19 protein-coding genes, 2 tRNA genes and 3 rRNA genes are annotated in these 26545 nt (G+C 46.0%); 16 read left to right on the top strand and 8 right to left on the bottom strand.

Annotated elements, in window-relative coordinates; all coding sequences use genetic code 11:
* The first annotated feature begins 63 nt into the window (after positions 1 to 63).
* Positions 64 to 345 carry a GNAT family N-acetyltransferase gene (locus tag ABEF84_RS15205; protein WP_034586806.1) on the top strand — a complete coding sequence of 94 codons (282 nt, stop codon included), beginning with the start codon at positions 64 to 66 and terminating at the stop codon, positions 343 to 345.
* 106 nt (positions 346 to 451) lie between these two features.
* The gene (locus tag ABEF84_RS15200; protein WP_347453334.1) at positions 452 to 745 is read left to right on the top strand and encodes a GNAT family N-acetyltransferase; all 294 of its coding nucleotides are present in this window, start codon (positions 452 to 454) and stop codon (positions 743 to 745) included.
* Here ABEF84_RS15200 and ABEF84_RS15195 read toward each other — a convergent pair.
* A complete protein-coding gene (locus tag ABEF84_RS15195; protein WP_034586801.1) occupies positions 699 to 1082 on the bottom strand; it encodes a hypothetical protein in 384 nt (127 codons plus the stop codon). The two genes, ABEF84_RS15200 and ABEF84_RS15195, sit on opposite strands and share 47 nt — an antisense overlap.
* Before the next feature lie 92 nt (positions 1083 to 1174).
* Between ABEF84_RS15195 and ABEF84_RS15190 the strand changes: the two genes are divergently transcribed.
* Positions 1175 to 1573, top strand: a complete 399-nt coding sequence (locus ABEF84_RS15190; protein ID WP_347453333.1) for a BLUF domain-containing protein — start codon at positions 1175 to 1177, stop codon at positions 1571 to 1573.
* A gap of 50 nt (positions 1574 to 1623) precedes the next feature.
* Here ABEF84_RS15190 and ABEF84_RS15185 read toward each other — a convergent pair whose 3' ends face one another.
* Both ABEF84_RS15185 and mpl read right to left on the bottom strand, forming a co-directional pair.
* On the bottom strand, positions 1624 to 2709 hold the full coding sequence (locus ABEF84_RS15185; RefSeq protein WP_034586795.1) for a zinc-dependent alcohol dehydrogenase family protein: 1086 nt from the start codon (positions 2707 to 2709) through the stop codon (positions 1624 to 1626).
* A gap of 233 nt (positions 2710 to 2942) precedes the next feature.
* Positions 2943 to 4313 (bottom strand): UDP-N-acetylmuramate:L-alanyl-gamma-D-glutamyl-meso-diaminopimelate ligase, encoded by a 1371-nt coding sequence (gene mpl / locus ABEF84_RS15180; protein ID WP_034586793.1) that lies wholly within the window; start codon positions 4311 to 4313, stop codon positions 2943 to 2945.
* Positions 4314 to 4544: 231 nt separating this feature from the next.
* On the opposite strand from mpl, the gene ABEF84_RS15175 reads away from it, so the two are divergent.
* The 4 genes from ABEF84_RS15175 (at position 4545) to ABEF84_RS15160 (ending at position 8699) form a co-directional block, all read left to right on the top strand.
* The gene (locus ABEF84_RS15175) at positions 4545 to 4886 is read left to right on the top strand and encodes a DMT family protein (protein ID WP_034586791.1); all 342 of its coding nucleotides are present in this window, start codon (positions 4545 to 4547) and stop codon (positions 4884 to 4886) included.
* Between the two features lie 197 nt (positions 4887 to 5083).
* On the top strand, positions 5084 to 5596 hold the full coding sequence (gene purE / locus ABEF84_RS15170; RefSeq protein WP_034586789.1) for a 5-(carboxyamino)imidazole ribonucleotide mutase: 513 nt from the start codon (positions 5084 to 5086) through the stop codon (positions 5594 to 5596).
* A 29-nt stretch (positions 5597 to 5625) separates the two neighbouring features.
* The gene (locus tag ABEF84_RS15165; RefSeq protein WP_347454610.1) at positions 5626 to 6747 is read left to right on the top strand and encodes a 5-(carboxyamino)imidazole ribonucleotide synthase; all 1122 of its coding nucleotides are present in this window, start codon (positions 5626 to 5628) and stop codon (positions 6745 to 6747) included.
* 662 nt (positions 6748 to 7409) lie between these two features.
* Positions 7410 to 8699 (top strand): lytic murein transglycosylase, encoded by a 1290-nt coding sequence (locus tag ABEF84_RS15160; protein ID WP_347456671.1) that lies wholly within the window; start codon positions 7410 to 7412, stop codon positions 8697 to 8699.
* 82 nt (positions 8700 to 8781) lie between these two features.
* Here the strand turns inward: ABEF84_RS15160 and ABEF84_RS15155 are convergent, their stop codons facing one another.
* Positions 8782 to 9909, bottom strand: a complete 1128-nt coding sequence (locus ABEF84_RS15155; protein WP_347456670.1) for an anhydro-N-acetylmuramic acid kinase — start codon at positions 9907 to 9909, stop codon at positions 8782 to 8784.
* 63 nt (positions 9910 to 9972) lie between these two features.
* Between ABEF84_RS15155 and tyrS the strand changes: the two genes are divergently transcribed.
* From tyrS to ABEF84_RS15110, 9 genes are all read left to right on the top strand, one after another.
* Positions 9973 to 11205 carry a tyrosine--tRNA ligase gene (gene tyrS, locus ABEF84_RS15150; protein WP_347456669.1) on the top strand — a complete coding sequence of 411 codons (1233 nt, stop codon included), beginning with the start codon at positions 9973 to 9975 and terminating at the stop codon, positions 11203 to 11205.
* A 528-nt stretch (positions 11206 to 11733) separates the two neighbouring features.
* Positions 11734 to 12027: a hypothetical protein gene (locus tag ABEF84_RS15145; RefSeq protein ID WP_347456668.1), complete on the top strand. Its 294-nt coding sequence runs from the start codon at positions 11734 to 11736 to the stop codon at positions 12025 to 12027.
* A 711-nt stretch (positions 12028 to 12738) separates the two neighbouring features.
* Positions 12739 to 14276 (top strand): 16S ribosomal RNA (locus tag ABEF84_RS15140).
* Between the two features lie 61 nt (positions 14277 to 14337).
* Positions 14338 to 14414, top strand: a tRNA-Ile gene (locus ABEF84_RS15135).
* 36 nt (positions 14415 to 14450) lie between these two features.
* Positions 14451 to 14526 (top strand) — tRNA-Ala (locus ABEF84_RS15130).
* Between the two features lie 475 nt (positions 14527 to 15001).
* Positions 15002 to 17890: ribosomal RNA gene (locus ABEF84_RS15125) — 23S ribosomal RNA — on the top strand.
* Positions 17891 to 18062: 172 nt separating this feature from the next.
* Positions 18063 to 18177 (top strand): 5S ribosomal RNA (rrf, locus tag ABEF84_RS15120).
* The 16S, 23S and 5S rRNA genes sit together here with 2 tRNA genes alongside, the layout of an rRNA operon.
* 153 nt (positions 18178 to 18330) lie before the next feature.
* Positions 18331 to 20142, top strand: coding sequence for a GGDEF domain-containing protein (locus ABEF84_RS15115; RefSeq protein WP_052127867.1), 1812 nt, complete (start codon positions 18331 to 18333; stop codon positions 20140 to 20142).
* Positions 20143 to 20284: 142 nt separating this feature from the next.
* Positions 20285 to 21469, top strand: a complete 1185-nt coding sequence (locus ABEF84_RS15110; RefSeq protein ID WP_347453330.1) for a PQQ-dependent sugar dehydrogenase — start codon at positions 20285 to 20287, stop codon at positions 21467 to 21469.
* Between the two features lie 545 nt (positions 21470 to 22014).
* Here ABEF84_RS15110 and ABEF84_RS15105 read toward each other — a convergent pair.
* The 4 genes from ABEF84_RS15105 to ileS all read right to left on the bottom strand — a co-directional run bounded on the left by ABEF84_RS15105 (position 22015) and on the right by ileS (position 26530).
* A complete protein-coding gene (locus tag ABEF84_RS15105; protein WP_347453329.1) occupies positions 22015 to 22557 on the bottom strand; it encodes an NAD(P)H-dependent oxidoreductase in 543 nt (180 codons plus the stop codon).
* Positions 22558 to 22676: 119 nt separating this feature from the next.
* A complete protein-coding gene (locus ABEF84_RS15100) occupies positions 22677 to 23159 on the bottom strand; it encodes a peptidylprolyl isomerase (protein ID WP_034582781.1) in 483 nt (160 codons plus the stop codon).
* Positions 23152 to 23691 carry a signal peptidase II gene (gene lspA / locus ABEF84_RS15095; protein WP_034582779.1) on the bottom strand — a complete coding sequence of 180 codons (540 nt, stop codon included), beginning with the start codon at positions 23689 to 23691 and terminating at the stop codon, positions 23152 to 23154. The genes ABEF84_RS15100 and lspA overlap by 8 nt, the downstream gene beginning before the upstream one ends.
* Entirely contained in the window at positions 23684 to 26530 is a 2847-nt protein-coding gene (gene ileS, locus ABEF84_RS15090) for an isoleucine--tRNA ligase (RefSeq protein WP_034582776.1), read from the bottom strand. The genes lspA and ileS overlap by 8 nt, the downstream gene beginning before the upstream one ends.
* Between the last annotated feature and the right edge of the window lie 15 nt (positions 26531 to 26545).

Raw genomic sequence — 26545 nt, 5'->3', positions numbered from 1 at the left:
AAAAATCCAACATTGTAAAGCTAAGGACTATGGCAGTCTCACTTAAAATCAAGAGTCACATGTATGCAGATTGAACACAAACAACATGACGGTAAGGGTGAATGGTTTATTGAACAATCCGACCAGCGCCTGGCAGAAATGACCTATTCTCGGGCGGGTGATGATAAATTGATTATTGATCACACCTGGGTGGATGACAGTTTACGCGGACAAAGGATTGGACAGCAGCTGGTTCAGGCAGCAGTCGCTTATGCCCGGAATCAGCAACTGAAAATTATTCCACTCTGCCCTTTTGCCAAGTCGGTATTTGATCGCGATCACAGCATACATGATGTTCTTGCTTAAGGATGTCATCTGAGGTTTCTGGGATCTAAAGATCATTGCAGATATGCAGCAGATGAAGAGGTTAATCACAGGCCGAGCCTGTTTAAAAACAAGAATAGGAATGAACATGAGTAGTATCAAACATCAGGATTCAAAACGCGGCGGTGTGTTCTATATGGAACAAGAAGGCGAGCGCGTTGCAGAAATTACCTACCAGTGGCGCGAAGCAGACACTATTGTCGCCGACCATACCTGGGTTTCACATGCCCTGCGCGGTCAGGGTGTCGCTCGTAAAATGCTGGATATACTGGTCGAGTTTGCCCGTCAAAAACGGCTGAAAATTATTCCCCAATGTTCCTATGTACATGTCATGTTCAAGCGTGATCGGAATTTGCAGGACGTAGCAGCTTTAGCTTTTTAAGCCAAGTCTTTGGCATGAACAGGTTCCAAGTGGTTAAAGTCCACCGACCGTCCTGTCGGATCTGTGGCAGTCGATAGATCAGAATCCCAATAAACAGACCGAGCCCTGTCCAGAAGATTTGCTGATACTGTTGCAGCATCAGCAAGATTACAATCATCAGGGCAATACTGGTCTGGAAAAAGACACGGCGGTCGATAAACTGTAACAGGCCCCAGCTCAGCACCACAGTGCTGATCAGTAGGTTGATTTCAAGTCGCAGGTCCAAATGATGCATCACGATCAGAAGCATGAAACACAGGCATAGCAAACTTAGCGTAATGATCAGGTCCTTCAGCATGATGTTTCACCCTCATTAAAAGCATTATCATTCGAATAATTGTGTTTCAATGATGTCTCTTTAATTTTTAATTACAAGACCTGAGTGATATTTTGGCCACCGCCCGAAAGTTCAATCATGAGCATCAGATTTATGGGGTGCTGTATTATGCGCAGGGGAAATTTTTCCAGTGTCTGCAGGGCGAGCCTGAAATTGTCGAACAGCTATTTCAAAGTATTTCCAAAGATCGCCGTCATCATCAGGTCTACCGCTTTGCCGATACCACCGTGGAAAAACCACGCTTTGCCGAGTGGTCGATGAAATATGTGCATAAGCATAGCGAGATTGCTGCCTATTTTTCCAGCTTGGGTCATTCCACTTTCCTGCCACATGAACTGAATCAGGATGATTTAAATGGCCTGCTGGATTTGCTGTATCAGGTGGATGAAAACCATCAGCAGCTGGTTTCACCGCAGGGCTATAAACAGCGTGGCTATGTCCCGTATTTCTAAAACTGGCTGAAATAAAAAAGCCCGCAATGCGGGCTTTTTATTGGATTAATCTAGGAATAATCAATCATCACTTTCAAGGCTTTTTCATCCGATGCATGTTTAAACACATCATAAGCTTTTTCGAATTCATTGAACTTAAAGTGATGGGTGGCCAGTTTTTCCAGCGGCAGTTTACCGGAACAGCAGGTTTTCAGCAGCATGCCGGTGGTATTGGTATTCACAAGACCGGTAGTAATGGTCAGGTTCTTGATCCAGAGCTTGTTCAGCTCAAAATTCACCGATTTACCATGCACGCCGACATTGGCCAGATGTCCGCCCTCTTTCACGATGTGCTGGCAGATATTCCAGGTCGCTTCCAGACCGACGGCTTCAATGGCACAGTCCACCCCTCGCCCATTGGTCAGTTCCAGTACGCGCTGAATCGCATCTTCCTTGGCTGAATTCACGGTATGGGTCGCACCAACGGTTTTGGCGAATTCCAGCCGGTTATCATCCACATCGACCATGATGATATTGGCAGGTGAATAAAACTGGGCGGTAAGCAGAGCACTCATCCCAATTGGCCCGGCACCAACGATTGCCACATTGTCACCGGGTTTGACTTGACCATACTGTACGCCAATTTCATGTGAGGTCGGCAGAATGTCGGACAGGAATACCGCGACATCTTCATTTAGGCCTTCAGGCAGATGATACAGTGAGGTATCTGCAAATGGCGTACGTACATATTCAGCATGGGTACCATCAATCATATAGCCCATGATCCAGCCGCCATCATTCAGACAGTGGGCATACAGCTGTTTCTGACAGTTTTCACAAGTACCACAGCGGCTGACACAGGAAATAATCACCCGATCGCCTTTCTTAAAATTTTTGACGGCAGAACCGACTTCTTCAACGATACCAATACCTTCATGACCGAGAATCCGGCCATTAAAGCTACCAGTCTTTTCTTTTGCTACCTCTTCAATTTCCGGGTTTTTGCCTTTCCAAATCCCGAGATCTGTCCCGCAGATGGTGACCTTGGTCAGCTTGATCACAGCATCATCAGGCTGCAGGATTTTTGGGATGGGACGTTCTTCAAAACGGATGTCATTGGCGCCATAGTAAACCATTGCTTTCATTGTATTTGACATGGCAACTATCCTTCTTTGTGATTATTGGGAATGATTGACCGTCGTTTGTATGGTGACGATGGTCAGCTGAGAAAGACGCAATGGCTTTAAGCTAGCAGGGCTTTATGAACAGTTCATTGGCAAAATGGTTAATTCCTTAAAAAATGTAAGTATTTTTATTACCCATGAAAAAAGGACCGTAGATATTGCTCTACGATCCTTTAGAAGTCTTAGGAAATAAAGACTAAAACGATTTAGACGCTTTGCTTTAAGGCACTAATCAGTTTCTGATGTAGACCACCAAAACCGCCGTTAGACATGATCACTACGGCATCACCCTCACCTGCTTCAGCTACTACCGTTTGAATGATCTCATCCAGCGTACGTGCTACGATCGCTTTGTTTGGTGCAGCATCGACCACCGGTTGCAGATCCCAGTCCAGACCTTCCGGTTGGTACCAGATCACTTCATCGGCCAGACGCGCGGAATGTGCCAGACCCTCCTTATGGCTGCCCATACGCATGGTGTTGGAACGTGGTTCAATAATCGCCCACAGTTTACGCTCACCCAAACGTTTGCGTGCGCCGTCAAGTGTAGTATCAATTGCAGTCGGGTGATGGGCAAAGTCATCATACACTTCAATGCCACGTACGGTATCTAACAACTCCATACGACGTTTAACACCACCGAAATTGGAAAGTGCTTCACAAGCCGTTTCAATAGAGACACCGACATGCTCGGCTGCCGCAATGGTTGCCAGTGCATTGGCTACACTATGTTGACCGGTCATATTCCATTTCACTTCACCTTTTACTACACCATGTTGCAGTACCTTGAAGTGAGAACCATCCGCAGAAAGTTGCTCCGCGTACAGTTCTGCATTTTCATTGGCATCTAGTGAAGTCCGTACTACCGGTGTCCAGCAGCCTTTTTCCAGCACTTCATCGATATTGGTTTCGGTAATTGGCGCAATAATACGACCTTCAGATGGAATGGTACGAACCAAGTGATGGAACTGCTTCTGGATCGCTGCCAGGTCTTCAAAGATATCGGCGTGGTCAAATTCCAGATTATTCAGAATTGCGGTTCTTGGATGGTAATGCACGAACTTGGAACGCTTGTCGAAGAAGGCAGAATCATATTCATCGGCTTCGACACAGAAGTATTTACCACCACCCAAGCGCGCGCTTTCAGAGAAACCAAGTGGTACACCGCCAATCAGGAAACCAGGTTCCAGACCGGCCTGATCCAGCACCCATGCCAGCATGGTAGTGGTGGTGGTTTTACCATGCGTACCGGCAACGCCTAACACGTGTTTGCCTTGCAATACGTGATCGGCTAGGAACTGTGGACCTGAAATATAAGGCAGGCCTTCGTTCAGCATGTATTCCACAGCATCAATGCCACGTTTCATTGCATTGCCGACAATTACCAGATCAGGATGTGGCTGCAGATGGCTGCGGTCATAGCCCTGCATTAAAGTAATGCCTGCATTTTCCAGCTGGGTTGACATTGGTGGGTACACGTTCTGGTCTGAACCCGTCACCTTATGGCCAAGATCTCGCGCTAACAAGGCCAGCGAGCCCATAAAGGTGCCACAAATGCCCAAGATATGCAGATGCATTTACTTTACTCCATTTATTAAATGACACATCACTTTGTATTTTGTGCTGTTGTCTTGATTTATTCGATTTACAGGCAACGATAGCAAGGCTTTGCGGGAAAAGATAGGCATATCTGGCGGATTTTTTATGTGAAGAAACGATGCTAAATACGATAAAAAAACCAGAGTCGCGATTATCTTTTCACGGAATAATCCGTAAAATATCCGGTAAATTTTTAACTGGCATTCGCTATGTTCTGGCCCCTACTCCTGCTTGTTTGCGCAAACTGCTTTATGACCTTGGCTTGGTATGGCCACCTGAAATTTTTGCCGCACGATGCACCGATGTGGCAGATCATTCTATTCAGTTGGCTGATTGCACTGTGTGAATATAGCCTGATGATTCCGGCGACCCGGCTGATGGCTCAGCAAGGTCTGGCAGTGGGACAGATGAAAATCACCCAAGAAGTGGTGACCCTGCTGGTCTTTGTACCGTTTATGCTGTTCCTGTTTAAACAGCCCTTCAAACTGGATTATCTCTGGGCAGGGCTGTGTCTGTGTGGCTGTGTCTATTTTGTCTTCCGCAGTTCCTAAAATGTCAGGAATCCCCTACTTTCCTATTTTTATTTAAAATTTTAAAAATCCTATAAAAAAACAAGAAAAATCGAGCCTTGCTTTGACCGTTAAATTTTATGAAGCTGAATTTTCAGTCTATAATATGCCTTCCCATTAAAGCTTGGCTCTCTCGTCGAGATTTATCTTCTCTTACTTTAATCTCTGGAAACATTGCAATGAATGCGGCTGCTGCACAAGATGCTCCTCTAGTAGGTATTATCATGGGTTCTCAATCAGACTGGGCAACTCTCGAACACACTGCCAATATGCTTAAGCAGCTTGGTGTCCCATTTGAAGCCGAAGTCGTTTCTGCACACCGTACCCCTGACCGTCTGTTTGAATATGCGGAAACTGCACGTGAACGTGGTATCCAGGTGATTATTGCCGGTGCTGGCGGTGCAGCGCATTTACCAGGTATGTGTGCAGCCAAAACTGATCTGCCAGTACTCGGTGTGCCAGTCAAATCTTCAATCTTAAATGGTGTAGATTCATTGCTTTCCATCGTACAAATGCCAGCAGGTATCGCAGTCGGCACCTTGGCGATCGGTCCTGCAGGTGCAACTAATGCAGCGATTATGGCCGCACAGATTCTGGGTCTGACCCGTCCGGACATCGCGAAAAATGTCGCCGATTTCCGTGCTGCACAAACTGAGAAAGTGGCAAGCAACAATATTCCAGGCCAAATGTAAGGCCAAGCTTAAATACGGGATCATACACAATGGATAAAACCATCGGTATTTTTGGTGGCGGTCAGCTCGGTCGCATGATGGCGCAAGCAGCCCTGCCCCTGAATATTCAATGTACCTTCTTTGAAGCCAATACAGATTGCCCTTCTGCGGCTTTGGGTCAAGTTTTCTCGACCAAAGCCGAAAATGGCTTACAGGACTTTATCAACAGTGCGGACGTGTTCAGCCTGGAGTTTGAAAATACCCCGCTGGCTGATGTGGATGTGCTGACTCAAACGAAACAGTTACATCCCCCTCGTCAGGCATTGGCGATCGCACAGCATCGTCTGTCTGAAAAAGCCCTGTTTGATGAACTGGATATTCCGGTTGCGCCGTATAAAGCGGTGACTTCACTGGAGAGCTTGCAGGCAGCTGTTGCAGAACTGGGCTTGCCGATCGTCCTAAAAACCTCACGTGGCGGTTATGACGGTAAAGGCCAGTTTGTCCTGCGTACAGCGGATCAAATCGACCAGGCTTGGGCTGAACTCGGTCCTGCCGGTGAACTGATTGCCGAAAGTTTTGTGACTTTCTCGCGTGAAGTTTCGATTATTGCGGTACGTGGTCAAAATGGTGACGTGAAAACTTGGCCATTGGCGGAAAACCATCACCACAACGGTATCCTGTCTCACTCCATCGTTCCGGCACCTAACAGTGTAGATCTGCAGCCAGTTGCGCAAGACTACATCACTCGCCTGCTCAATCACTTGAACTACGTTGGTGTATTAACGCTTGAACTGTTTGTGACAGACAAAGGCTTGTATGCGAATGAGATGGCACCACGTGTGCATAACTCAGGTCACTGGTCGATTGAAGGTGCGGTATGTTCACAGTTTGAAAACCATATTCGCGCCGTAGCCGGTCTGCCGCTCGGTTCAACCGATGTGGTACGTCCAACGGTGATGGTGAATATCATCGGTCAGCATCCAAAAACTGAAGATGTACTGGCACTGGAAGGCGCACACCTACACCTATACAACAAGTCAGAGCGTGAAGGTCGCAAGATTGGTCACATCACTCTGATGCCAACTGATAGCGCGCAACTGACAACTTTATGTCGTCAACTGGCGAAGATTTTGCCAAATCCGCTGGCATTGAGCGAAGATATGACCATCTAAACTTTAAGCTGCTGATAAAAAAAGCGATCACACCTGTGGTCGCTTTTTTATTTGTCTGGATTCAGGCATGATTGCGCCTCTCTGAAAACCAGCTGCCATTTATCGGAATATTATCAAAATCAATTGCTTATAAAATGCACAATCATTTATAAATAATTGGCTAAAATTTGATCTTATAACGTCTGAAATGATGTTCAGGATTTAAATTCAAAAATGAATTTAAAACGTACAAAAGTACAGTTATGAATTTAAATTCATAAAAATAAATTCAAATTTAAAATGAGAAGTTTGAATTCAAATCGATCTTTTGAATTTAAATTCAAAATAATAAATTTAAAAACTGAGGAATAAATTCAAAGTTTTGAATTTAGAAATTGATCCTGAAAAGTTGAATGAATTTAAAACTTAAGCCCTCAAATACTACAGTTTTGGGCTTTTCCTTCCTTTAGTTATCCATAAACCTATTTTTGAATTCAAATGAGTGATAACTGGTTTTGAATTTAAAACCACTCTGTGGATAAGTTTTTAAATTCAAAAAAGCGCGAATAAATTTAAAAATGTAGAAAATATGAATTTAAATTTTACGTTTCTAGACTTTAATTCTGTTCACAAGCTGATAAGGTGAATAGGAACATAATTCGAAATATAAGATTAAGGGTTCTATGCAACGGCTTGCACTTTTTCTTGGCTCAATCATTCTGTCTGCCTCCCAGGCGAATGCTGAACTGATTATTAATGGACAGCGTTTGAGTTCTTCTGAACTGTCTACCGGTTCGAGTGCCTATACGCCAAGTTCCAGCTCGTTCCAAAATTGTCTGGCAGGGCTAAAATCCCAGGCGCTGGTCAAAGGCGTTTATGGAGCAACGTATGACCGCTATACCCAGAATCTCACCTCAGATTATTCTGTGATTGAAAAACTGAATTATCAGCCGGAATTTTCGACGCCGATCTGGGATTATCTGTCTGGTCTGGTGGATGATGAGCGCGTGCAGCAGGGCCGTCAGAAATTGCAGCAGCATCGTGATGTATTGAATCGTGTCAGTGCTGCTTATGGTGTTCCTGTAGAAACAGTAGTCGCGGTTTGGGGCGTGGAAAGTAACTATGGGGATATTTCCGGTAAATATCCTTTATTACAGGCTTTAGGAACTTTGAGTTGTGAGGGACGTCGCCAAAGCTATTTCCGTGGTGAGTTCTTTACCACCATGAAGCTATTACAGCGTGGCGATGTCTATGAAAGTCAGCTCAAAGGTTCATGGGCAGGGGCTTTTGGGCATACCCAGTTTATGCCATCGACTTATGATGAACTGGCGGTAGATTTTGATGGGGATGGTCGTCGTGATCTGGTTGGTAGTGTACCGGATGCCTTGGCCTCTACAGCCAATTTCCTGAAAAAACGTGGCTGGCAAACTGGTCAGCCATGGGGCTTTGAAGTAAAACTACCTGCAGGTGCTTCAACTGCAGGTGAAAGCCGAAGCAATAAAAAGCCGTTGAGTTACTGGATGCAACGTGGTTTGCTGCGTGCTGATGGTTCATCCTTATTACAAGGAAATCTGTCTGAATATAGTCAGGCGGGGCTGATTGCCCCGGCAGGACAAAATGGCCCAATCTTCTTGGTGTTTAAAAACTTTGATGCCATTTATAGTTATAACGCTGCGGAAAGTTATGCCTTGGCAATTGCACATTTATCTGACCGTTTACAAGGCAAGGGTGCTTTCCTGACCGCTTGGCCAACGGAGGACCCGGGAACTTCACGTGCCGAACGTCGTGAAATTCAGCAGTTTTTGCTATCAAAAGGCTATGACATTGGTGAAGCAGATGGTTTGATTGGCGATAAAACCCGACAGGCGATTCGTCAGGAACAGATACGCTTGGGGCTGAACCCAACCGGACGTGCAGGGCAACAGATTTTAAAAGCATTCCGTGCTGAAAAAGCGCGGAATATGCTGCGCTAATGATTAGTTGCTTTGAAACCTAATTTTCAAAAAAAGGTCTGCATATGCAGACCTTTTTCATACCTATATATAGTTATCGTTTTTACACAGCAGTAATGGTACCAAGAACACGATAGCCAGATGCACCGGTCACAGCAGGCAGGTTGCCACTCTGATGATTCATGAAGCGCATGGCTAGCCAAGCAAAAGCGGTGGCTTCGACCCAAGTCGGGCTTAAACCTAAATCAGCTGTGGTTTGAACGCTCCATTGATGTTTGCGTAAACGCCAGCGGAGTTGTTCCAGTAAATGTGAATTATACGCACCGCCACCACAAACATAGACTTCGCCAGTATCCAGTCCGGAACGGTAAATGGCTTTCTTGATCGCGCGGGTCGTGAGCTTCATTAAAGTTGCCTGAACATTTTCAGGATTATCTTCCAGCTCGTCATATTCTAAAGAACTGCGCCAGTCGGCAATCTGTTCGTCCAGCCATTCCAGGTTGAAGTCTTCACGGCCGGTACTTTTTGGTGGCTCTTTGGAAAAATATTCATGTTCCTGCAGGCGGTCCAGCAGGCTGCGGATCGGGGTGCCATAAGCTGCCCAGTTGCCATTTTCATCATAAGGCTGGCCGGTATAGCGTTCACACCAGGCATCCATCAGGATATTGGCAGGACCGGTATCAAAGCCATACACCTTGTCAGGCTGGCCTGCCGGCAGAATACTGACATTGGCAATACCACCCAGATTTAGAATCACGCGGTGAATATTTTCGTGCTGGAACACATCCTGATGGAAAGCCGGAACCAGCGGTGCGCCTTGACCGCCCGCAGCAAGATCGCGGCGGCGGAAATCGGAAATGGTCGGAATCTGGGTAATTTCAGTAATAATGTTGGGATCACCAATCTGCAGGGTAAAACCATGTTCCGGACGATGGCGAATGGTCTGTCCATGAGAGCCAATGGCCTTAATTTGTGTACGGTCCAGATTATTTTTTTCAATCAGCGCATTAATCCCATGACCGATCATTTTCGCCAGAGCTACATCGGCCTTGCCCATGCGGTCAATTTCATTATCGCCAGGCAGAGTGAGCGCCATCAGCTCATCACGCAGATCCGGGTCAAATGGCAAGGTGAGGGTAGCATGAAGCTGTAAAGGATCAAAAGAAGCAGCAACAATATCGACACCATCCATGCTTGTGCCGGTCATTACCCCAATATAGATCGCCGTCATGATTATTCTTAAGCCTGCAATGTGCTGAAAAAGTGTTAGTATATCGCACAAATTGAATAACTGATGTATTTGGGTTTTGTGATGTCAAATTTCCTGCCGGCTGAAGAACAACTTGCCCTCATCCAACGAGGCACACATGAAATTATTTCTGAAGAGGACCTTCTAAAGAAATTAAAGCAGAATCGTCCGCTCAAAATTAAAGCGGGCTTTGACCCAACTGCACCAGACCTGCACTTAGGTCACACGGTATTGATCAACAAGCTGAAAGTATTCCAGGATCTGGGCCACGAAGTATACTTCCTGATCGGTGACTATACAGCGATGATTGGTGACCCGACTGGTAAAAGTGCAACCCGTCCGCCTCTGTCACGTGAACAGGTGCTGGAAAATGCCAAAACTTATCAGGAACAGGTCTTCAAGATTCTTGATCCCGAAAAAACCAAAGTGGTGTTTAACTCTGAATGGTTTGGCAAGAAATCTGCAGCTGACCTAATCCAGCTGGCTTCTCAGCAAACTGTAGCACGTATGCTGGAGCGTGATGACTTCACCAAGCGTTATAACAACCAGCAACCGATTGCGATTCACGAATTCTTGTATCCACTGGTACAAGGTTATGACTCTGTAGCACTGGAAGCTGACGTAGAGCTGGGTGGTACGGATCAGACCTTTAACCTGCTGATGGGTCGTACCCTGCAAGGCCGTTATGACCAGGAACCTCAGGTATGTATTACCGTGCCGATCCTGGAAGGTTTGGATGGCGTGAACAAGATGTCTAAATCTTTAGGTAACTACATTGCAGTATTTGATGCACCGGGTGCGATGTACCAGAAAGTGCTGTCTATGCCGGACTCGCTGATTGAGCGTTATTTTGATCTGCTCAGCTTTAAATCGGTTGAAGAAATTCAGCAGTTACTCAAAGAAATCGAAGAAGGCCGTAATCCGCAGGAAGTGAAACGTATTTTGGCGCTGGAACTGGTAGAGCGTTTCCATGGTGCTGAAGCCGCAGCACATGCACATAAAGGTGCGGGTAACATCATTACTGAAGGTGAATTGCCAGAAGGTACCCCAGAAGTAACCATTTCTCGTGGTGAATTTGGTGGCGAAATCTTCATTGCCTCTATTCTGCGTGCCGCAGGTCTGGTGAAAAATGCAGCACAAGCCAAAGATGCAGTTGGCCGTGGTGCTGTAAAAGTAGACTGGAAACCGGTTGATGCCTCTTTCTCAGTGAAAGAAAATGTCACTTTAATTATTCAGGCAAGCAAGAAAGCAATTGCGAAAGTCACTTTCGTTGACTAACAAACTTTCTAAGTTGTTGAAAAGAAAGCAGGCTTCGGTCTGCTTTTTTGTTGATTTCTATATTAATATTTCAAATAAGTAAATTCAAAAAAAACCTTATAAAAACAAGAATTAAATTTTGCCAAATACTTGCCTTTCCGCCATATTATGTTTAGTATTTATTCATCTGGAGAATTCGCGTAAGCGCATCTAGAGGGTAGTGGGAATAACAATCAGCTCCACAACTTAAAAAGTCTCTTCCCCAAGAGACTCTTTTTAAGATATTTAAAGCGAATAACTATAATAACGACATACTGGATCGGGTAAAGATTCATTCTAAGGGAGAGATTTTGGGAGAGATCTCTTCCTTTTTTATTTTCAAAATTTCCGTTTATTCATGACACTTTTATCATTTTTTGTGACTGCTGCTTTTATAGATAGACATTGGCCCTGGATTGTCGAAGTCAAAATTAGCTGGCATGATCAAAACACACATTGATGAGATCTCGCAGAAGATCGATAAAATTAAAATAGAGGGCTGCGCTGTATATGTATCATTATCAAACTCAGGACATCTTTGATGAGGAAATCGACTTTGTTTTGCGATTTCTATTTGAATACGGCACACCTGAGCAAAAAGAACAGTCTTATCAGCAAGCCTTTAGCCTGTTTCAGCAACTAGATTTAGCTTCTCATTATTTACTGTTTTCTCTGGTCAAGGAACGTTTACCGCGTCGGGCCAAATTGTTGTTTGCAGCAGAAGACTATACCGGTAAGAAAGAAGTGATTATAGAAGTGATGCAGCACTGGTTAAGTCACCATACTTTAGAGCAGGCCAGTTAAGTTCTTATTTTAGATTTAAAGCACATGATCAAAATTAAGTTTAATGTCTAGATAAGTCATTAAGCCTATAGAAATACCTCTCTCAAATATTTTTACTTACTTCTCACTCAAAAAAGACTTATATAAAGATAAAACTCAAGAAACTTTAAAAGTATCAAAATATTTTTAAAGTTTTGTATAAAACGATTCCGGAAAAATTTAAGTTCTTGAAATCATCATTATGAAAAGAGCTTAAAATAAGTCTTAGAGTGATCGTTATTAGGTCTTAAAAGATATAAGTGATTTTGGCTGTGTTGTACTGAATTAAATGTTTATTGGTTAAAAATGCTCAAAATTTAGATAAAAAAGCGATTTTTTGGCGATTTTCGTAGAAAAAAGATACATACGTGAAAAATATAGTGAATTGGGGGTTGCAATGATTCTGAAATCCTCTAGAATGCATCCCATACCGACGCGATACAGCGAAACGAACGAAGCCGATGGCTGAGTTGTTGAGTGTATTGAGTCCAGCTTCTAACACTGACGAGGTGTTAGAAAGATCATTAAGAGATTATGAAGAACAACTTGTGTGGATTTTTACCGGTTGATCGATTGAATATATTTTCATTGATTAATGGTAGAAATTACTCGAAGTTTATTTGAGCGAATTTTTGTCAGTAATTGATGAGCCAGAATTAAGTACTTTGTCTTAACTAAAGTACAAAATGATTTTAACTGAAGAGTTTGATCATGGCTCAGATTGAACGCTGGCGGCAGGCTTAACACATGCAAGTCGAGCGGAGATAGGTAGCTTGCTACCGATTCTTAGCGGCGGACGGGTGAGTAATGCTTAGGAATCTGCCTATTAGTGGGGGACAACGTTTCGAAAGGGACGCTAATACCGCATACGCCCTACGGGGGAAAGCAGGGGATCTTCGGACCTTGCGCTAATAGATGAGCCTAAGTCGGATTAGCTAGTTGGTGGGGTAAAGGCCTACCAAGGCGACGATCTGTAGCGGGTCTGAGAGGATGATCCGCCACACTGGGACTGAGACACGGCCCAGACTCCTACGGGAGGCAGCAGTGGGGAATATTGGACAATGGAGGCAACTCTGATCCAGCCATGCCGCGTGTGTGAAGAAGGCCTTTTGGTTGTAAAGCACTTTAAGCGAGGAGGAGGCTCCCTTGGTTAATACCCAAGGTGAGTGGACGTTACTCGCAGAATAAGCACCGGCTAACTCTGTGCCAGCAGCCGCGGTAATACAGAGGGTGCGAGCGTTAATCGGATTTACTGGGCGTAAAGCGCGCGTAGGCGGCTTTTTAAGTCGGATGTGAAATCCCCGAGCTTAACTTGGGAATTGCATTCGATACTGGGAAGCTAGAGTATGGGAGAGGATGGTAGAATTCCAGGTGTAGCGGTGAAATGCGTAGAGATCTGGAGGAATACCGATGGCGAAGGCAGCCATCTGGCCTAATACTGACGCTGAGGTGCGAAAGCATGGGGAGCAAACAGGATTAGATACCCTGGTAGTCCATGCCGTAAACGATGTCTACTAGCCGTTGGGGCCTTTGAGGCTTTAGTGGCGCAGCTAACGCGATAAGTAGACCGCCTGGGGAGTACGGTCGCAAGACTAAAACTCAAATGAATTGACGGGGGCCCGCACAAGCGGTGGAGCATGTGGTTTAATTCGATGCAACGCGAAGAACCTTACCTGGCCTTGACATACTAAGAACTTTCCAGAGATGGATTGGTGCCTTCGGGAACTTAGATACAGGTGCTGCATGGCTGTCGTCAGCTCGTGTCGTGAGATGTTGGGTTAAGTCCCGCAACGAGCGCAACCCTTTTCCTTACTTGCCAGCATTTCGGATGGGAACTTTAAGGATACTGCCAGTGACAAACTGGAGGAAGGCGGGGACGACGTCAAGTCATCATGGCCCTTACGGCCAGGGCTACACACGTGCTACAATGGTCGGTACAAAGGGTTGCTACTGCGCGAGCAGATGCTAATCTCAAAAAGCCGATCGTAGTCCGGATCGCAGTCTGCAACTCGACTGCGTGAAGTCGGAATCGCTAGTAATCGCGGATCAGAATGCCGCGGTGAATACGTTCCCGGGCCTTGTACACACCGCCCGTCACACCATAGGAGTTTGTTGCACCAGAAGTAGGTAGTCTAACCGTAAGGAGGACGCTTACCACGGTGTGGCCGATGACTGGGGTGAAGTCGTAACAAGGTAGCCGTAGGGGAACCTGCGGCTGGATCACCTCCTTAACGAAAGATTGACGATCGGTAAGAATCCACAACAAGTTGTTCTTCATGACGATGTATCTGAGGGTCTGTAGCTCAGTTGGTTAGAGCACACGCTTGATAAGCGTGGGGTCACAAGTTCAAGTCTTGTCAGACCCACCATGACATACTTTAGATACATTGACTTATTGATAAGCTGGGGACTTAGCTTAGTTGGTAGAGCGCCTGCTTTGCACGCAGGAGGTCAGGAGTTCGACTCTCCTAGTCTCCACCAAATTTCAAGAGTATAAAAGCACTGCTTTTACTTGAAATTTAAGCAAGAAGCTACGCTTCGCGCAGTATGTGATCATACGGCAGCGATGTTGTTTAGTTCCTAAGCGATCAAGTGATCAGATTATAGAGATTATCCAATGGATGCGCTAATATACGCACCACTTGATAATCTCTGTGATTTATCACAGTAACGTAGTCTGACGAAGATACGTTAAATCATTAACAGAATATATTTGAGTTGAAATAATTTGTTCAATCTCATAAGAGAGCGGAAACGACACAACTTTGGTTGTGAAGTTGAAGTGATTGAATGAGAACTAGCGAAATTAACTGAATCAAGCGTTTTGGTACGTGAATCTAATTGAAGCTGTACGGTGCTTAAGTGCACAGAACAACAAACTGTAAGAGAAGCCAGTTTACTGGTGGAACTTGTTGCTACACTGACTTGTAGGTGTAACGACTGTTTGGGGTTGTATAGTCAAGTAATTAAGTGCATGTGGTGGATGCCTTGGCAGTCAGAGGCGATGAAAGACGTGATAGCCTGCGAAAAGCTTCGGGGAGGCGGCAAATATCCTGTGATCCGGAGATGTCTGAATGGGGAAACCCACCGGCTATAAGGTCGGTATCATAAACTGAATACATAGGTTTATGAGGCGAACGCGGAGAAGTGAAACATCTCAGTACCCGTAGGAAAAGAAATCAATTGAGATTCCCTCAGTAGCGGCGAGCGAACGGGGAACAGCCCATTAAGTCATATCAGTTTTAGTGGAATGCTCTGGGAAGTGCAACCATAGTGGGTGATAGTCCTGTACACGAAAGGGCTGATATGATGATGTCGAGTAGGGCGAGGCACGTGAAACCTTGTCTGAATATGGGGGGACCATCCTCCAAGGCTAAATACTCCTGACTGACCGATAGTGAACCAGTACCGTGAGGGAAAGGCGAAAAGAACCCCTGTGAGGGGAGTGAAATAGATCCTGAAACCGCATGCATACAAGCAGTGGGAGCCCTTCGGGGTGACTGCGTACCTTTTGTATAATGGGTCAGCGACTTACATTCAGTAGCAAGGTTAACCGTGTAGGGGAGCCGTAGAGAAATCGAGTCTTAATAGGGCGTATAGTTGCTGGGTGTAGACCCGAAACCGGGTGATCTATCCATGAGCAGGTTGAAGGTTGGGTAACACTAACTGGAGGACCGAACCCACTGTCGTTGAAAAGCCAGGGGATGACTTGTGGATAGGGGTGAAAGGCTAATCAAACTCGGTGATAGCTGGTTCTCCCCGAAAGCTATTTAGGTAGCGCCTCGGACGAATACCATTGGGGGTAGAGCACTGTTTCGGCTAGGGGGTCATCCCGACTTACCAAACCGATGCAAACTCCGAATACCAATGAGTACTATCCGGGAGACAGACTGCGGGTGCTAACGTCCGTAGTCAAGAGGAAAACAATCCAGACCGCCAGCTAAGGTCCCAAAATCATAGTTAAGTGGGAAACGATGTGGGAAGGCATAGACAGCTAGGAGGTTGGCTTAGAAGCAGCCACCCTTTAAAGAAAGCGTAATAGCTCACTAGTCGAGTCGGCCTGCGCGGAAGATGTAACGGGGCTAAAACTATGTACCGAAGCTGCGGATTTACGCTTATGCGTAAGTGGTAGGGGAGCGTTCTGTAAGCCAATGAAGGTGTGTTGAGAAGCATGCTGGAGGTATCAGAAGTGCGAATGCTGACGTGAGTAACGACAAAACGGGTGAAAAACCCGTTCGCTGAAAGACCAAGGGTTCCAGTCCAACGTTAATCGGGGCTGGGTGAGTCGACCCCTAAGGCGAGGCCGAGAGGCGTAGTCGATGGGAAATTGGTTAATATTCCAATACTTCAGTGTAATGCGATGAGAGGACGGAGAAGGTTAAGTCAGCCTGGCGTTGGTTGTCCAGGTGGAAGGAAGTAGGCATGCATCTTAGGCAAATCCGGGGTGCTCTATGCTGAGATCTGATAGCAAGCCAGTTTACTGGTGAAGTGGCTGATACCATACTTCCAGGAAAAGTCTCTAAGCTTCAGTTACACTGGAATCGTACCCGAAACCGACACAGGTGGTCAGGTCGAGTAGACCAAAGCGCTTGAGAGAACTCTGCTGAAGGAACTAGGCAAAATGGTACCGTAACTTCGGGAGAAGGTACGCTGTCGATGGTGATAGGACTTGCTCCTTGAGCTGTTGACAGCCTCAGAAACCAGGCCGCTGCAACTGTTTATTAAAAACATAGCACTCTGCAAACACGAAAGTGGACGTATAGGGTGTGATGCCTGCCCGGTGCTGGAAGGTTAATTGATGGGGTTAGCGTAAGCGAAGCTCTTGATCGAAGCCCCAGTAAACGGCGGCCGTAACTATAACGGTCCTAAGGTAGCGAAATTCCTTGTCGGGTAAGTTCCGACCTGCACGAATGGCATAATGATGGCGGCGCTGTCTCCAGCAGAGGCTCAGTGAAATCGAATTCGCCGTGAAGATGCGGTGTACCCGCGGCTAGACGGAAAGACCCCGTGAACCTTTACTGCAGCTTGACACTGAACTTTGATCTTACTTGTGTAGGATAGGTGGGAGGCTTTGAAGTAGCGACGCTAGTTGCTATGGAGCCAATCTTGAAATACCACCCTGGTAATATTGAGGTTCTAACTCTGTCCCGTAATCCGGGACGAGGACCGTGTCTGGTGGGTAGTTTGACTGGGGCGGTCTCCTCCTAAAGAGTAACGGAGGAGTACGAAGGTGCGCTCAGCGTGGTCGGAAATCACGCGTAGAGTATAAAGGCAAAAGCGCGCTTAACTGCGAGACCCACAAGTCGAGCAGGTACGAAAGTAGGTCTTAGTGATCCGGTGGTTCTGTATGGAAGGGCCATCGCTCAACGGATAAAAGGTACTCTGGGGATAACAGGCTGATACCGCCCAAGAGTTCATATCGACGGCGGTGTTTGGCACCTCGATGTCGGCTCATCTCATCCTGGGGCTGAAGCAGGTCCCAAGGGTATGGCTGTTCGCCATTTAAAGAGGTACGCGAGCTGGGTTTAGAACGTCGTGAGACAGTTCGGTCCCTATCTACCGTGGGCGCTGGAAATTTGAGAGGATCTGCTCCTAGTACGAGAGGACCAGAGTGGACGAACCTCTGGTGTACCGGTTGTGACGCCAGTCGCATCGCCGGGTAGCTATGTTCGGAAGGGATAACCGCTGAAAGCATCTAAGCGGGAAGCCTACCTCAAGATTAGATTTCCCTAGGACTTTATGTCCTCTAAAGAGCCGTTCGAGACTAGGACGTTGATAGGTTGGGTGTGGAAGTGCAGTGATGCATGAAGCTGACCAATACTAATTGCTCGTGAGGCTTGACTATACAACGCCCAAGCAGTTGTATACAAAGCAACAATTGATTCATAAAGCATCAAAGCAACTTGATTTAGTTGAAATGCTAGATACAATGTTCAACTCAGATTATCCTGTTAATAACTCATTTGGAAAAAACCTTGGCGCAAACCTAAGACCAAGCGAGTATCCATCCCAGTTGTGCTGGCGACCATAGCAAGAGTGAACCACCTGATCCCTTCCCGAACTCAGAAGTGAAACCTCTTCGCGCTGATGGTAGTGTGGCGTTTGCCATGTGAGAGTAAGTCATCGCCAGCTCATTATTCTAAACACCCCCGATCAAAAGATCGGGGGTGTTTTTTTATGGCTGGATTTTAGCTTTTATTCATCGACTTTTTGCTAATGACTAATCTGTGTTCAATAGTAAAATGCTATACTAATAACTTAACGTGTCATTCTTACTGATGTCATATGCAGCAGTTTCTCCTTCAAGCCTTTCTGTTCATATGGCTCAGCCTGATCCATAGCCAGCTTTATGCGATTACAGAGCTTCATTTCACTCAACAGCAGAATATGAATCTGGATGGGGAGTGGGATTTTTATCCGAATCAGTTAATTGATCCGATTTCTCATAAAACAGTCTTTTTAGATCACAATAAAAATCAGAATACTGTAGAAAAGGTTCAGTTACCCAATTCATTCCAGACCATCACAGGGCATAAAGACGGGATCGGGACTTTCCAGAAAACTTTCCGTCTGCCTGAATCTGTACTTTCTCATGCCATTTATATGTATGTGCCATACCAGTATGGTGCTTACCGAATGTATGTGGATGATCATCTGCTGATTAATGCTGGACAGGTTGGGAAAGAAGGGCAACATCAGACTATGATGGCGCCTAAACTGGCTTCCTTTTTTCCGTCACAACGTGATGTCACTATTACCATTCAGGCCTCAAGTTACCAGCATATTCGTGGTGGATTGGAAAATAGTATTCTGATTGGTTTTCCGCGCCCGATTCTGCACAAGTTTTATCAGCAGGTCATTCCATTAAGTGTGGTCAGCGGCGTTCTGCTGATGATTGGCAGCTTTATGGTGTTCTTTGCCATGTTCCGCAGTATTCGCACCAAAGCGGGCAATATTCTGTTGTTTTTGGGCCTGTTTATCCTGTGCTTGAGTGTGCGTAGCTTTTTTGCGGTACCGTTTATTTATACCCTGTTTACCGATATTTCCTGGGTCTGGGGGACACGCTTTGAATATCTGCTGACCGAACTGGCCTGCCTGTTCTTCCTGATCTATATTTATTTATTACCTTATCGCCTGCTTAATCCGTATTTATTAAAGATTACCGCAGCGATTATTACTGTAAATGTAGCAGTGACCCTGTTTGCACAGCCGTACACCTTTCAGAGCTTCTTTTTTCAAAGCTTTAGTATCGCGCTTCTGGTTTTTATCAATTTGCTGTTTGCAGCCTATCGCATGCACAAATCTAATGTGAAGTATTCCAAGGTCAATTCCATTGCGGTGTTGCTGGTTTGTCTGACCTTCCTGCATGACTATCTGCTGGCACTCAAGCTGATTGATTCGGTGGAAATCGCTTTTTATACCTCTTGTTTGTATTTCATTCTGATTACTTTCCAGCTCAGTCGTGATTATGCGGTGCAAAGTATTAATACCGAGGTGCTGAACCAGAAACTGATCCGCTGGAATAAGGAACTAGATCAGAAAGTACAGGAGCGTACCCGGGATATTAGCCTGCTCAACCAGAAACTGGCGGAGCAGGTACGTCTGGATTCTCTTACCGGTGCTTATAACCGTTTTGCCCTAAATGAGCAGATCCAGCAACAATACGAGCAGGCGGGTGCAACACAACGTTCGCTGGCCTTTTTTATGATCGATGTGGACTATTTTAAAAACTACAACGATTACTATGGCCATCTGAAAGGTGATTATGTTCTAAAAACTATTGTGCAGACTATTCAGCAGATTCTGCCGGAAAATGGCTTTCTGGCACGTTATGGCGGGGAAGAATTTGCGGTGTTATTGCCAGAAATTAGCTATCAACAGGCCAAAACTTTTGCCGATCGGTTGTGTCAGGCGATTCGTGAACTGAACATGGAACATGCCAATCGTGATGACAACCGAACCTGGATTAGTATAAGTGTCGGGGCTGCTGTGATGGATGCCGAGCATATCTATCACAATGTGGACCGTCTAATGAAGACTGCAGACCAGCAATTGTATGAAGCGAAGGTTGAGCGCGATAGCGCCTGTATCAAATGATGGAAATAGCACAGGAATAATTCTATATCTGGGCTGGATTTAGTTAAATCTGTTAACGATTTCTTAACCTTTTTATGCTTTTAGCGTGCCCCTGAAATGCTACATTGTGGTTAATCCATTTTAATAAGTACGCAGAATAACAATGAATCAGGTCCATCTCGCAGCACTGTTATTTCTAGGTTTTATTCCTTATAGTCTAGGCTGTCATGCACAAGATAATACTTCTTCAGAACAAGGTAAGAGCCAGGAACAGGCTAATTCAGAGACATCAACCTCGAATACTGCCCAAGCCCAGCAGGCCTATAAGGTCAACAATATTGCCCAGTTTAATGAACCATGGGCAATCACCTCTTTAAAGGATGGCCGTTTGCTGATTACTGAACGTCGTGGCCGGTTGTATTTATTTGGTCCAAACACCAACAAAAAGACTGAAATTAAGGGTATTCCAAAAGTTGCCTATGGTGGTCAGGGTGGCTTGGGGGATGTGACTTTGCATCCTGATTTTGAACGTAATCAATGGGTCTATCTGAGCTATGCTGAGCAGGGACGAGGTGGCTATGGCGCTGTGGTGGTTCGTGGCAAACTGGATTTAACCAAGAACACACCACAACTCACTCAGAACAAAAAAATCTGGACGCAGGTACCGAAGTTTTCTTCCGGGCAGGGCCATTATGGACACCGGATTATCTTTGGCTCAGACGGCAAACTGTGGATCAGTTCGGGTGAGCGCCAGCAGTTTAACCCTGCTCAAGACATGAAATCTAATGCTGGCAAGATTATCCGCCTGAATGATGATGGTTCGGTTCCATCCGATAATCCATTTATGAATCAGGGCGAGATTGCCAAACAGATCTGGAGTTTGGGACACCGTAATCCTTTAGGTCTGGCTTTTGATCCACAAGGGCAGCTCTGGGTGATTGAGATGGGACCGAAAGGCGGGGATGAGCTGAATAAAGTGCTGAAAGGCAAAAACTATGGCTATCCGATCGTATCTAATGGCGATCATTATGATGGTAAACCAATTCCCGATCATAGTTCCCGTCCGGAGTTTGAAGCACCGGCTATCGACTGGACACCAGTGATCTCACCATCCTCCTTGATGTTCTACACGGGTAAAGTATTTCCACAATGGCAGAATAAGGCGATTGCTACAGGGCTGTCCTCTAAAGCCATCATGATCGTGGATACCACGCAACAACCAGTGAAAGAAGTGCAGCGTCTGGATATGAAAGCCCGGATTCGTGGGGCAATTCAGGCACAGGATGGTGGGATCTGGGTGATTGAAGATGGTCCACAGGCAAGACTGTTAAAGCTAACTGCACCCTGAGGTACTGGCTGTGAAATAAGGTCGGGAAGCGTCCTCTTTTCAATGATGCAGACCTGAAAAAGAAAAAAGCCCGAACATCCTGTCCGGGCTTTTTCCAGATTCATTCTAAAGGTATAACTCCTGTCATACCGGTCAGCTTCCTGCTGCATTTATTGTTTTTTATTCTTCAAGACTTCCTGTCCTGTATGTCTGTACTATACGTGCAGGTTAGTAGTCAGCATAGCCTCAATTCTCCCCAATCTATGTGCGCTACAGCGTACAGTAGTGCTGAATTTTGCAGCAAGGCAGTGGGATGACTCAGCTTGGTAAAAACTGATAAAGTAAAAGGCCCCGACATCCTGTCGAGGCCTTTTGAGTGTGCTATGACGATCTGACTCCTGTCGGATCTAACAACTTCCTGTTGAGATGCGCTTTTTCTTGTTCTTGTATCGCGGGTGGACATCCTGTCCGGCTATGGCTCTAATATAGCCCGCTTGCCTGTCACCCCATAGCCGTTATCTCTGCTTCCCGTGTAGGTTAAAACTGACGTGGCTGTCGGATTTTATTTAGGCACTGACATACTGAATCAGCTTGTCGATCACAGCGCGTAAGGTTTTATTGTCAAACTCATTGCCTTCAAAGGTGTAGTCCTTGTTACGGTTAAAGATGTCACGAATTTCGACAATGGCATTGGTATCGATCATGCCGAGCTGGGTACCGACCTGTCGGATCTGGTCGATGGAACGCGAGCCATTGGTGGCGCCATAACCCACATAAGCTGCTGGTTTGCCCTGCCATTCCTTGCCCAGATAATCCAGGGCATTTTTCAGGGCCGGGCTATAGCCATGGTTGTATTCTGGACTGACAAAGATAAAAGCATCGGCCAGCGCGATAAAATCGGCCCATTCCTGCTGTTTCGGCTGGTCATAAATTCCGGTGAGTGGTGGATGTGCCCCAGCAAAAATAGGCAGATTCCATTCTTTCAGATCGACAATTTCGGCCTCTACTGTACTGAAGTGATAGGTTTTCATCTGCTTAAAGATCCAGTCAGCCACTTTAATCGCGGTACGTCCCTCACGCACACTGCCTACTATGATGTAAATTTTCATCTTATTATCCTGTTCTACTTCACTAATTTTAAATTAATCAGAATTTTGCGGAGTGAATAGAGAGGATTTGTATCAGGCATGAAAAAAGCGCCCGAAGGCGCTTTTTGATTTGCATTGATTTACATCAACTGCACACCTTGCTGACCAGCAGGGGTGACCTTGAAGATTTCTACTTCAAAAGTAATGTTTTTGCCCGCCAGTGGATGGTTAAAGTCCACTTCGGTGATGTCATCATTTACCGATTTCACCACGCCATACAGGCTTTGTTTGGCCTTGTCTTCAAACTCGATCATGTGGCCTTCGACTGGACGTTCAGCAAATTTAACCGTGTCAAATTTCTGTATGTTTTCAGGGTTCCATGGACCGAATGCTTCTTCTGGAGGAAGGCTAACGGTACGGCGGTCACCGGCACGCAGACCAAACAGGGCTTTTTCAAAGCCAGGTAGCAGGCTGCCATCACCCATCACCAGACTGACCGGTTCAGGACGGCTACGGGTGTTGTCAATTTCAACACCATTTTCAATAGCGACAGAGAAATGAAGGTCGACTTTAGAGCCGGCTTCGATACGAGTTTCCTCGTTAGGATTAATAAAATCAGTCATTTTTCGCCTGTAAACGTTGAATTCGGTGTTTTTCCAGGAAAAACGTATCAATCAGCAGCAGAATAGTGCCAAGGGTAATGGCACTGTCTGCCAGGTTAAAGGCAGGGAAGTGGCTGTCCTGATAATAGACGTGAATAAAGTCGACTACATAGCCGAGCGTCACGCGGTCAATCAGGTTACCAACAGCGCCACCCAGAATCAGGGCAACAGCCAAAGGCAGGACTTTCATGTTCTTTGGCATACGCATTAGCCAGAACACGAAAATCACCGACACCAGACCTGCCAGTGAGGTAAAGAAATAACGTTGCCATCCACCAGCATCGGACAAGAAACTAAAGGCTGCGCCATAGTTATGCAGTAATGTCCAATTTAAAAAGGGCAGGACCGGTACTGGGTCTGCATAATTCAGACTAGTACTGGCAATCCATTTGGTCCATTGATCCAGAATAATTGAAACAATAGTCAGACCTATCCACCACAAATTGTGGGGATAGAACTGAAACAAGCCCTTTTTCTGCTGTGAATTAGGCATATTTTCTCTCTTCGCCTTGGCCTGTAGGCAAGTTGATGATACAGCGACCACACAAGCCTGGGTGTGATGCATGGGTGTTTACATCAGGCAGCACGTGCCAGCAGCGTACGCATTTTTCGCCGTCTGCAGCAGAGACTTTCACGTTCAGGCCTTCCAGATCAGAGGCTTCACCTTGTGCCGCATCAAAGCCATTTACGATCACTTGAGAAGTAATCAGGACGAAACGCAGCTCATTGCCTAACTTGTCGAGTACAGCTTTCAGCTCGTCATTGGCCCAAAGCTCAACTTTAGCTGACAGATTAGAACCGACAGTTTTAGCGGTACGTGCTGCTTCAATAAACTTGTTCACCGCAGATTTTACTGAAATCAGGGTTTGCCATTCAGCCTCAGTCAGGATATTCGCTTCAGAAGCCAATGGAATGTCATACCATTCCGCAGTGAATACGTATTTCTCTGACTGTTCAGGAATCAGTGGCCAAGCTTCCTGTGCAGTGAAGCTCAGGATTGGCGCCATCCAGCGAACAAATGCCTGTACCAGATGATACAACGCAGTTTGTGCAGAACGACGGGCTTGAGAATCCGCTTTGGTGGTGTACTGACGGTCTTTGATGATGTCGAGGTAGAAACCACCGAGGTCATTGATACAGAAGTTAGTCAGCGCGCTGGTGACGATATGGAAGTTCATATCTTCGTAGGCTTTCTTGATGATGTCCTGAACTTCATTGGCACGCTGCAGGATGTATTGATCCAGTGCAATCAGTTGATCCACTGGTAATGCATCAGTCGATGGTTTAAAGCCATTCAGGTTAGCCAGCAGGAAGCGTAGGGTGTTACGGATACGACGGTAACCATCTGATGCACGGCTGAAGATTTCCTTACCGGCAGTCATTTCATAACGGTAGTCTGAAGAGGCAATCCAGAAACGTAGACCGTCCGCTCCCATATCTTTGATAATGTCTTGTGGCGTGATCACGTTACCGATCGACTTCGACATCTTGCGGCCTTTTTCATCCACCACGAAGCCGTGAGTCAGCAGGCCTTTGTATGGCGCACGTTCGTTGATGGCCATAGATGTCAGCAGTGAAGACTGGAACCAGCCACGGTGTTGATCCGAACCTTCCAGGTACAGGTCTGCTGGATCTTGCAGCTCTTCACGTTCACGCAGTACCGCGTAGTGTGTTGTACCAGAGTCGAACCATACGTCCAGAGTATCGCGAACCGCATTGTATTGCTCAGCATCATCACCAATGAAGTCTTTGGCTTCACGGTTATACCAGCCATCAATGCCTTCTTTCTCGATCAGTTTTGCAACTTCTTCGATCAGTTCAGGGGTACGTGGGTGCAGCTCGTTGGTATCTTTATGTACGAAGAATGGGATTGGCACGCCCCAAGTACGTTGACGTGAGATACACCAGTCTGGACGGCCTTCGATCATGGCCTGGATACGGTTTTTACCCCAATCTGGTACGAAGCTGATCTCATTTTCGATCGCATTCAATGCACCTTGGCGTAGACCTTTATTGTCCATGCTAATGAACCATTGTGGTGTCGCACGGAAGATAATTGGAGTCTTGTGACGCCAGCAATGTGGGTAGCTATGTTTGATTGGCTTATGCGCCCATAGCTTATTGGCTTCACCCAATGCTGCAATAATTTTTGGATTGGCTTTGTAGATGTGTTCGCCTGGGAAGATCGGTGAAGTTGGTAAATACACACCATTTCCACCAACAGGATTATCCACTTTCAGGTTGTATTGCAGACCTACTTTATAGTCGTCTACACCGTGGCCCGGTGCTGTATGTACTGCACCAGTACCGCTAGTTGCGATGACGTGTTCGCCTAGAATTACAGGCACTTGACGATCTGCAATTAAAGGATGCTGCAGCACCAGATTTTCAAGTTTAGCTCCGGCAAATTCAGCAATCACTTCAACACTGTTGAATCCATAACGTTCAGTTGCAGATTCAACCAGATCTTTGGCTAGGATAAAGTTTTGATCCGCTTTTTCCTCACCGCGTGCTTTCACCAGCTGGTATTCAATTTCAGCGTGCAGGGCAACGGCCTGGTTGGCAGGCAATGTCCAAGGTGTCGTGGTCCAAATCACGATATCAGTTGAATCTTTAACTTCAACGCCCAGACGTGCAGATAAATCAGCTAGGTCAACGACAGAGAAACCAACGTCGATCGCGTCTGATTTTTTGTCTTCGTATTCAACTTCTGCTTCAGCCAGAGATGAACCACAGTCCAGACACCAGTTGACTGGTTTCAGGCCTGGCTCGATATGACCCGCTTTGGCAATCGCACCTAGGGCACGAACGATGTCTGCTTCCTGCTTGTAGTTCATGGTCAGGTAAGGGTTGTCCCAGTCACCGAACACGCCCATACGCACGAAGTCTTTTTTCTGTAATTCGACTTGGGTATACGCATATTCTCGGCAGTGTTTACGGAACGTTGCCGCATCTACTTTCACGCCGACTTTACCGACTTTTTCTTCGACTTTCAGTTCGATTGGAAGACCGTGACAATCCCAGCCTGGAACGTAAGGCGCATCATAGCCGTCCATCACACGGCTTTTAATGATGATGTCTTTCAGAACCTTGTTTACCGCATGGCCAAGGTGAATCTGACCGTTGGCATATGGAGGGCCGTCATGAAGTACATATTTTTTCTTGCCAATACGCGACGCACGAATCTGCTGATAAATGTTGTCGGCATACCACTCTTCTAACCATTTCACTTCACGTACTGCCAGATTTGCCTTCATTGCAAAGTCAGTACCTGGGAGGTTCAGCGTGGCTTTGTAATCCACTGCATTTTCAGGAGTTTGCTTATCGCTCATGCAAGTTGTCTTCCA

The sequence above is a fragment of the Acinetobacter sp. ANC 7912 genome (assembly GCF_039862785.1).
Taxonomy (GTDB): Bacteria; Pseudomonadota; Gammaproteobacteria; order Pseudomonadales; family Moraxellaceae; genus Acinetobacter; species Acinetobacter thermotolerans.
The sequence above is the reverse complement of the archived record's forward strand: the minus strand, read 5'-3'. Positions and strand labels throughout refer to the sequence as shown.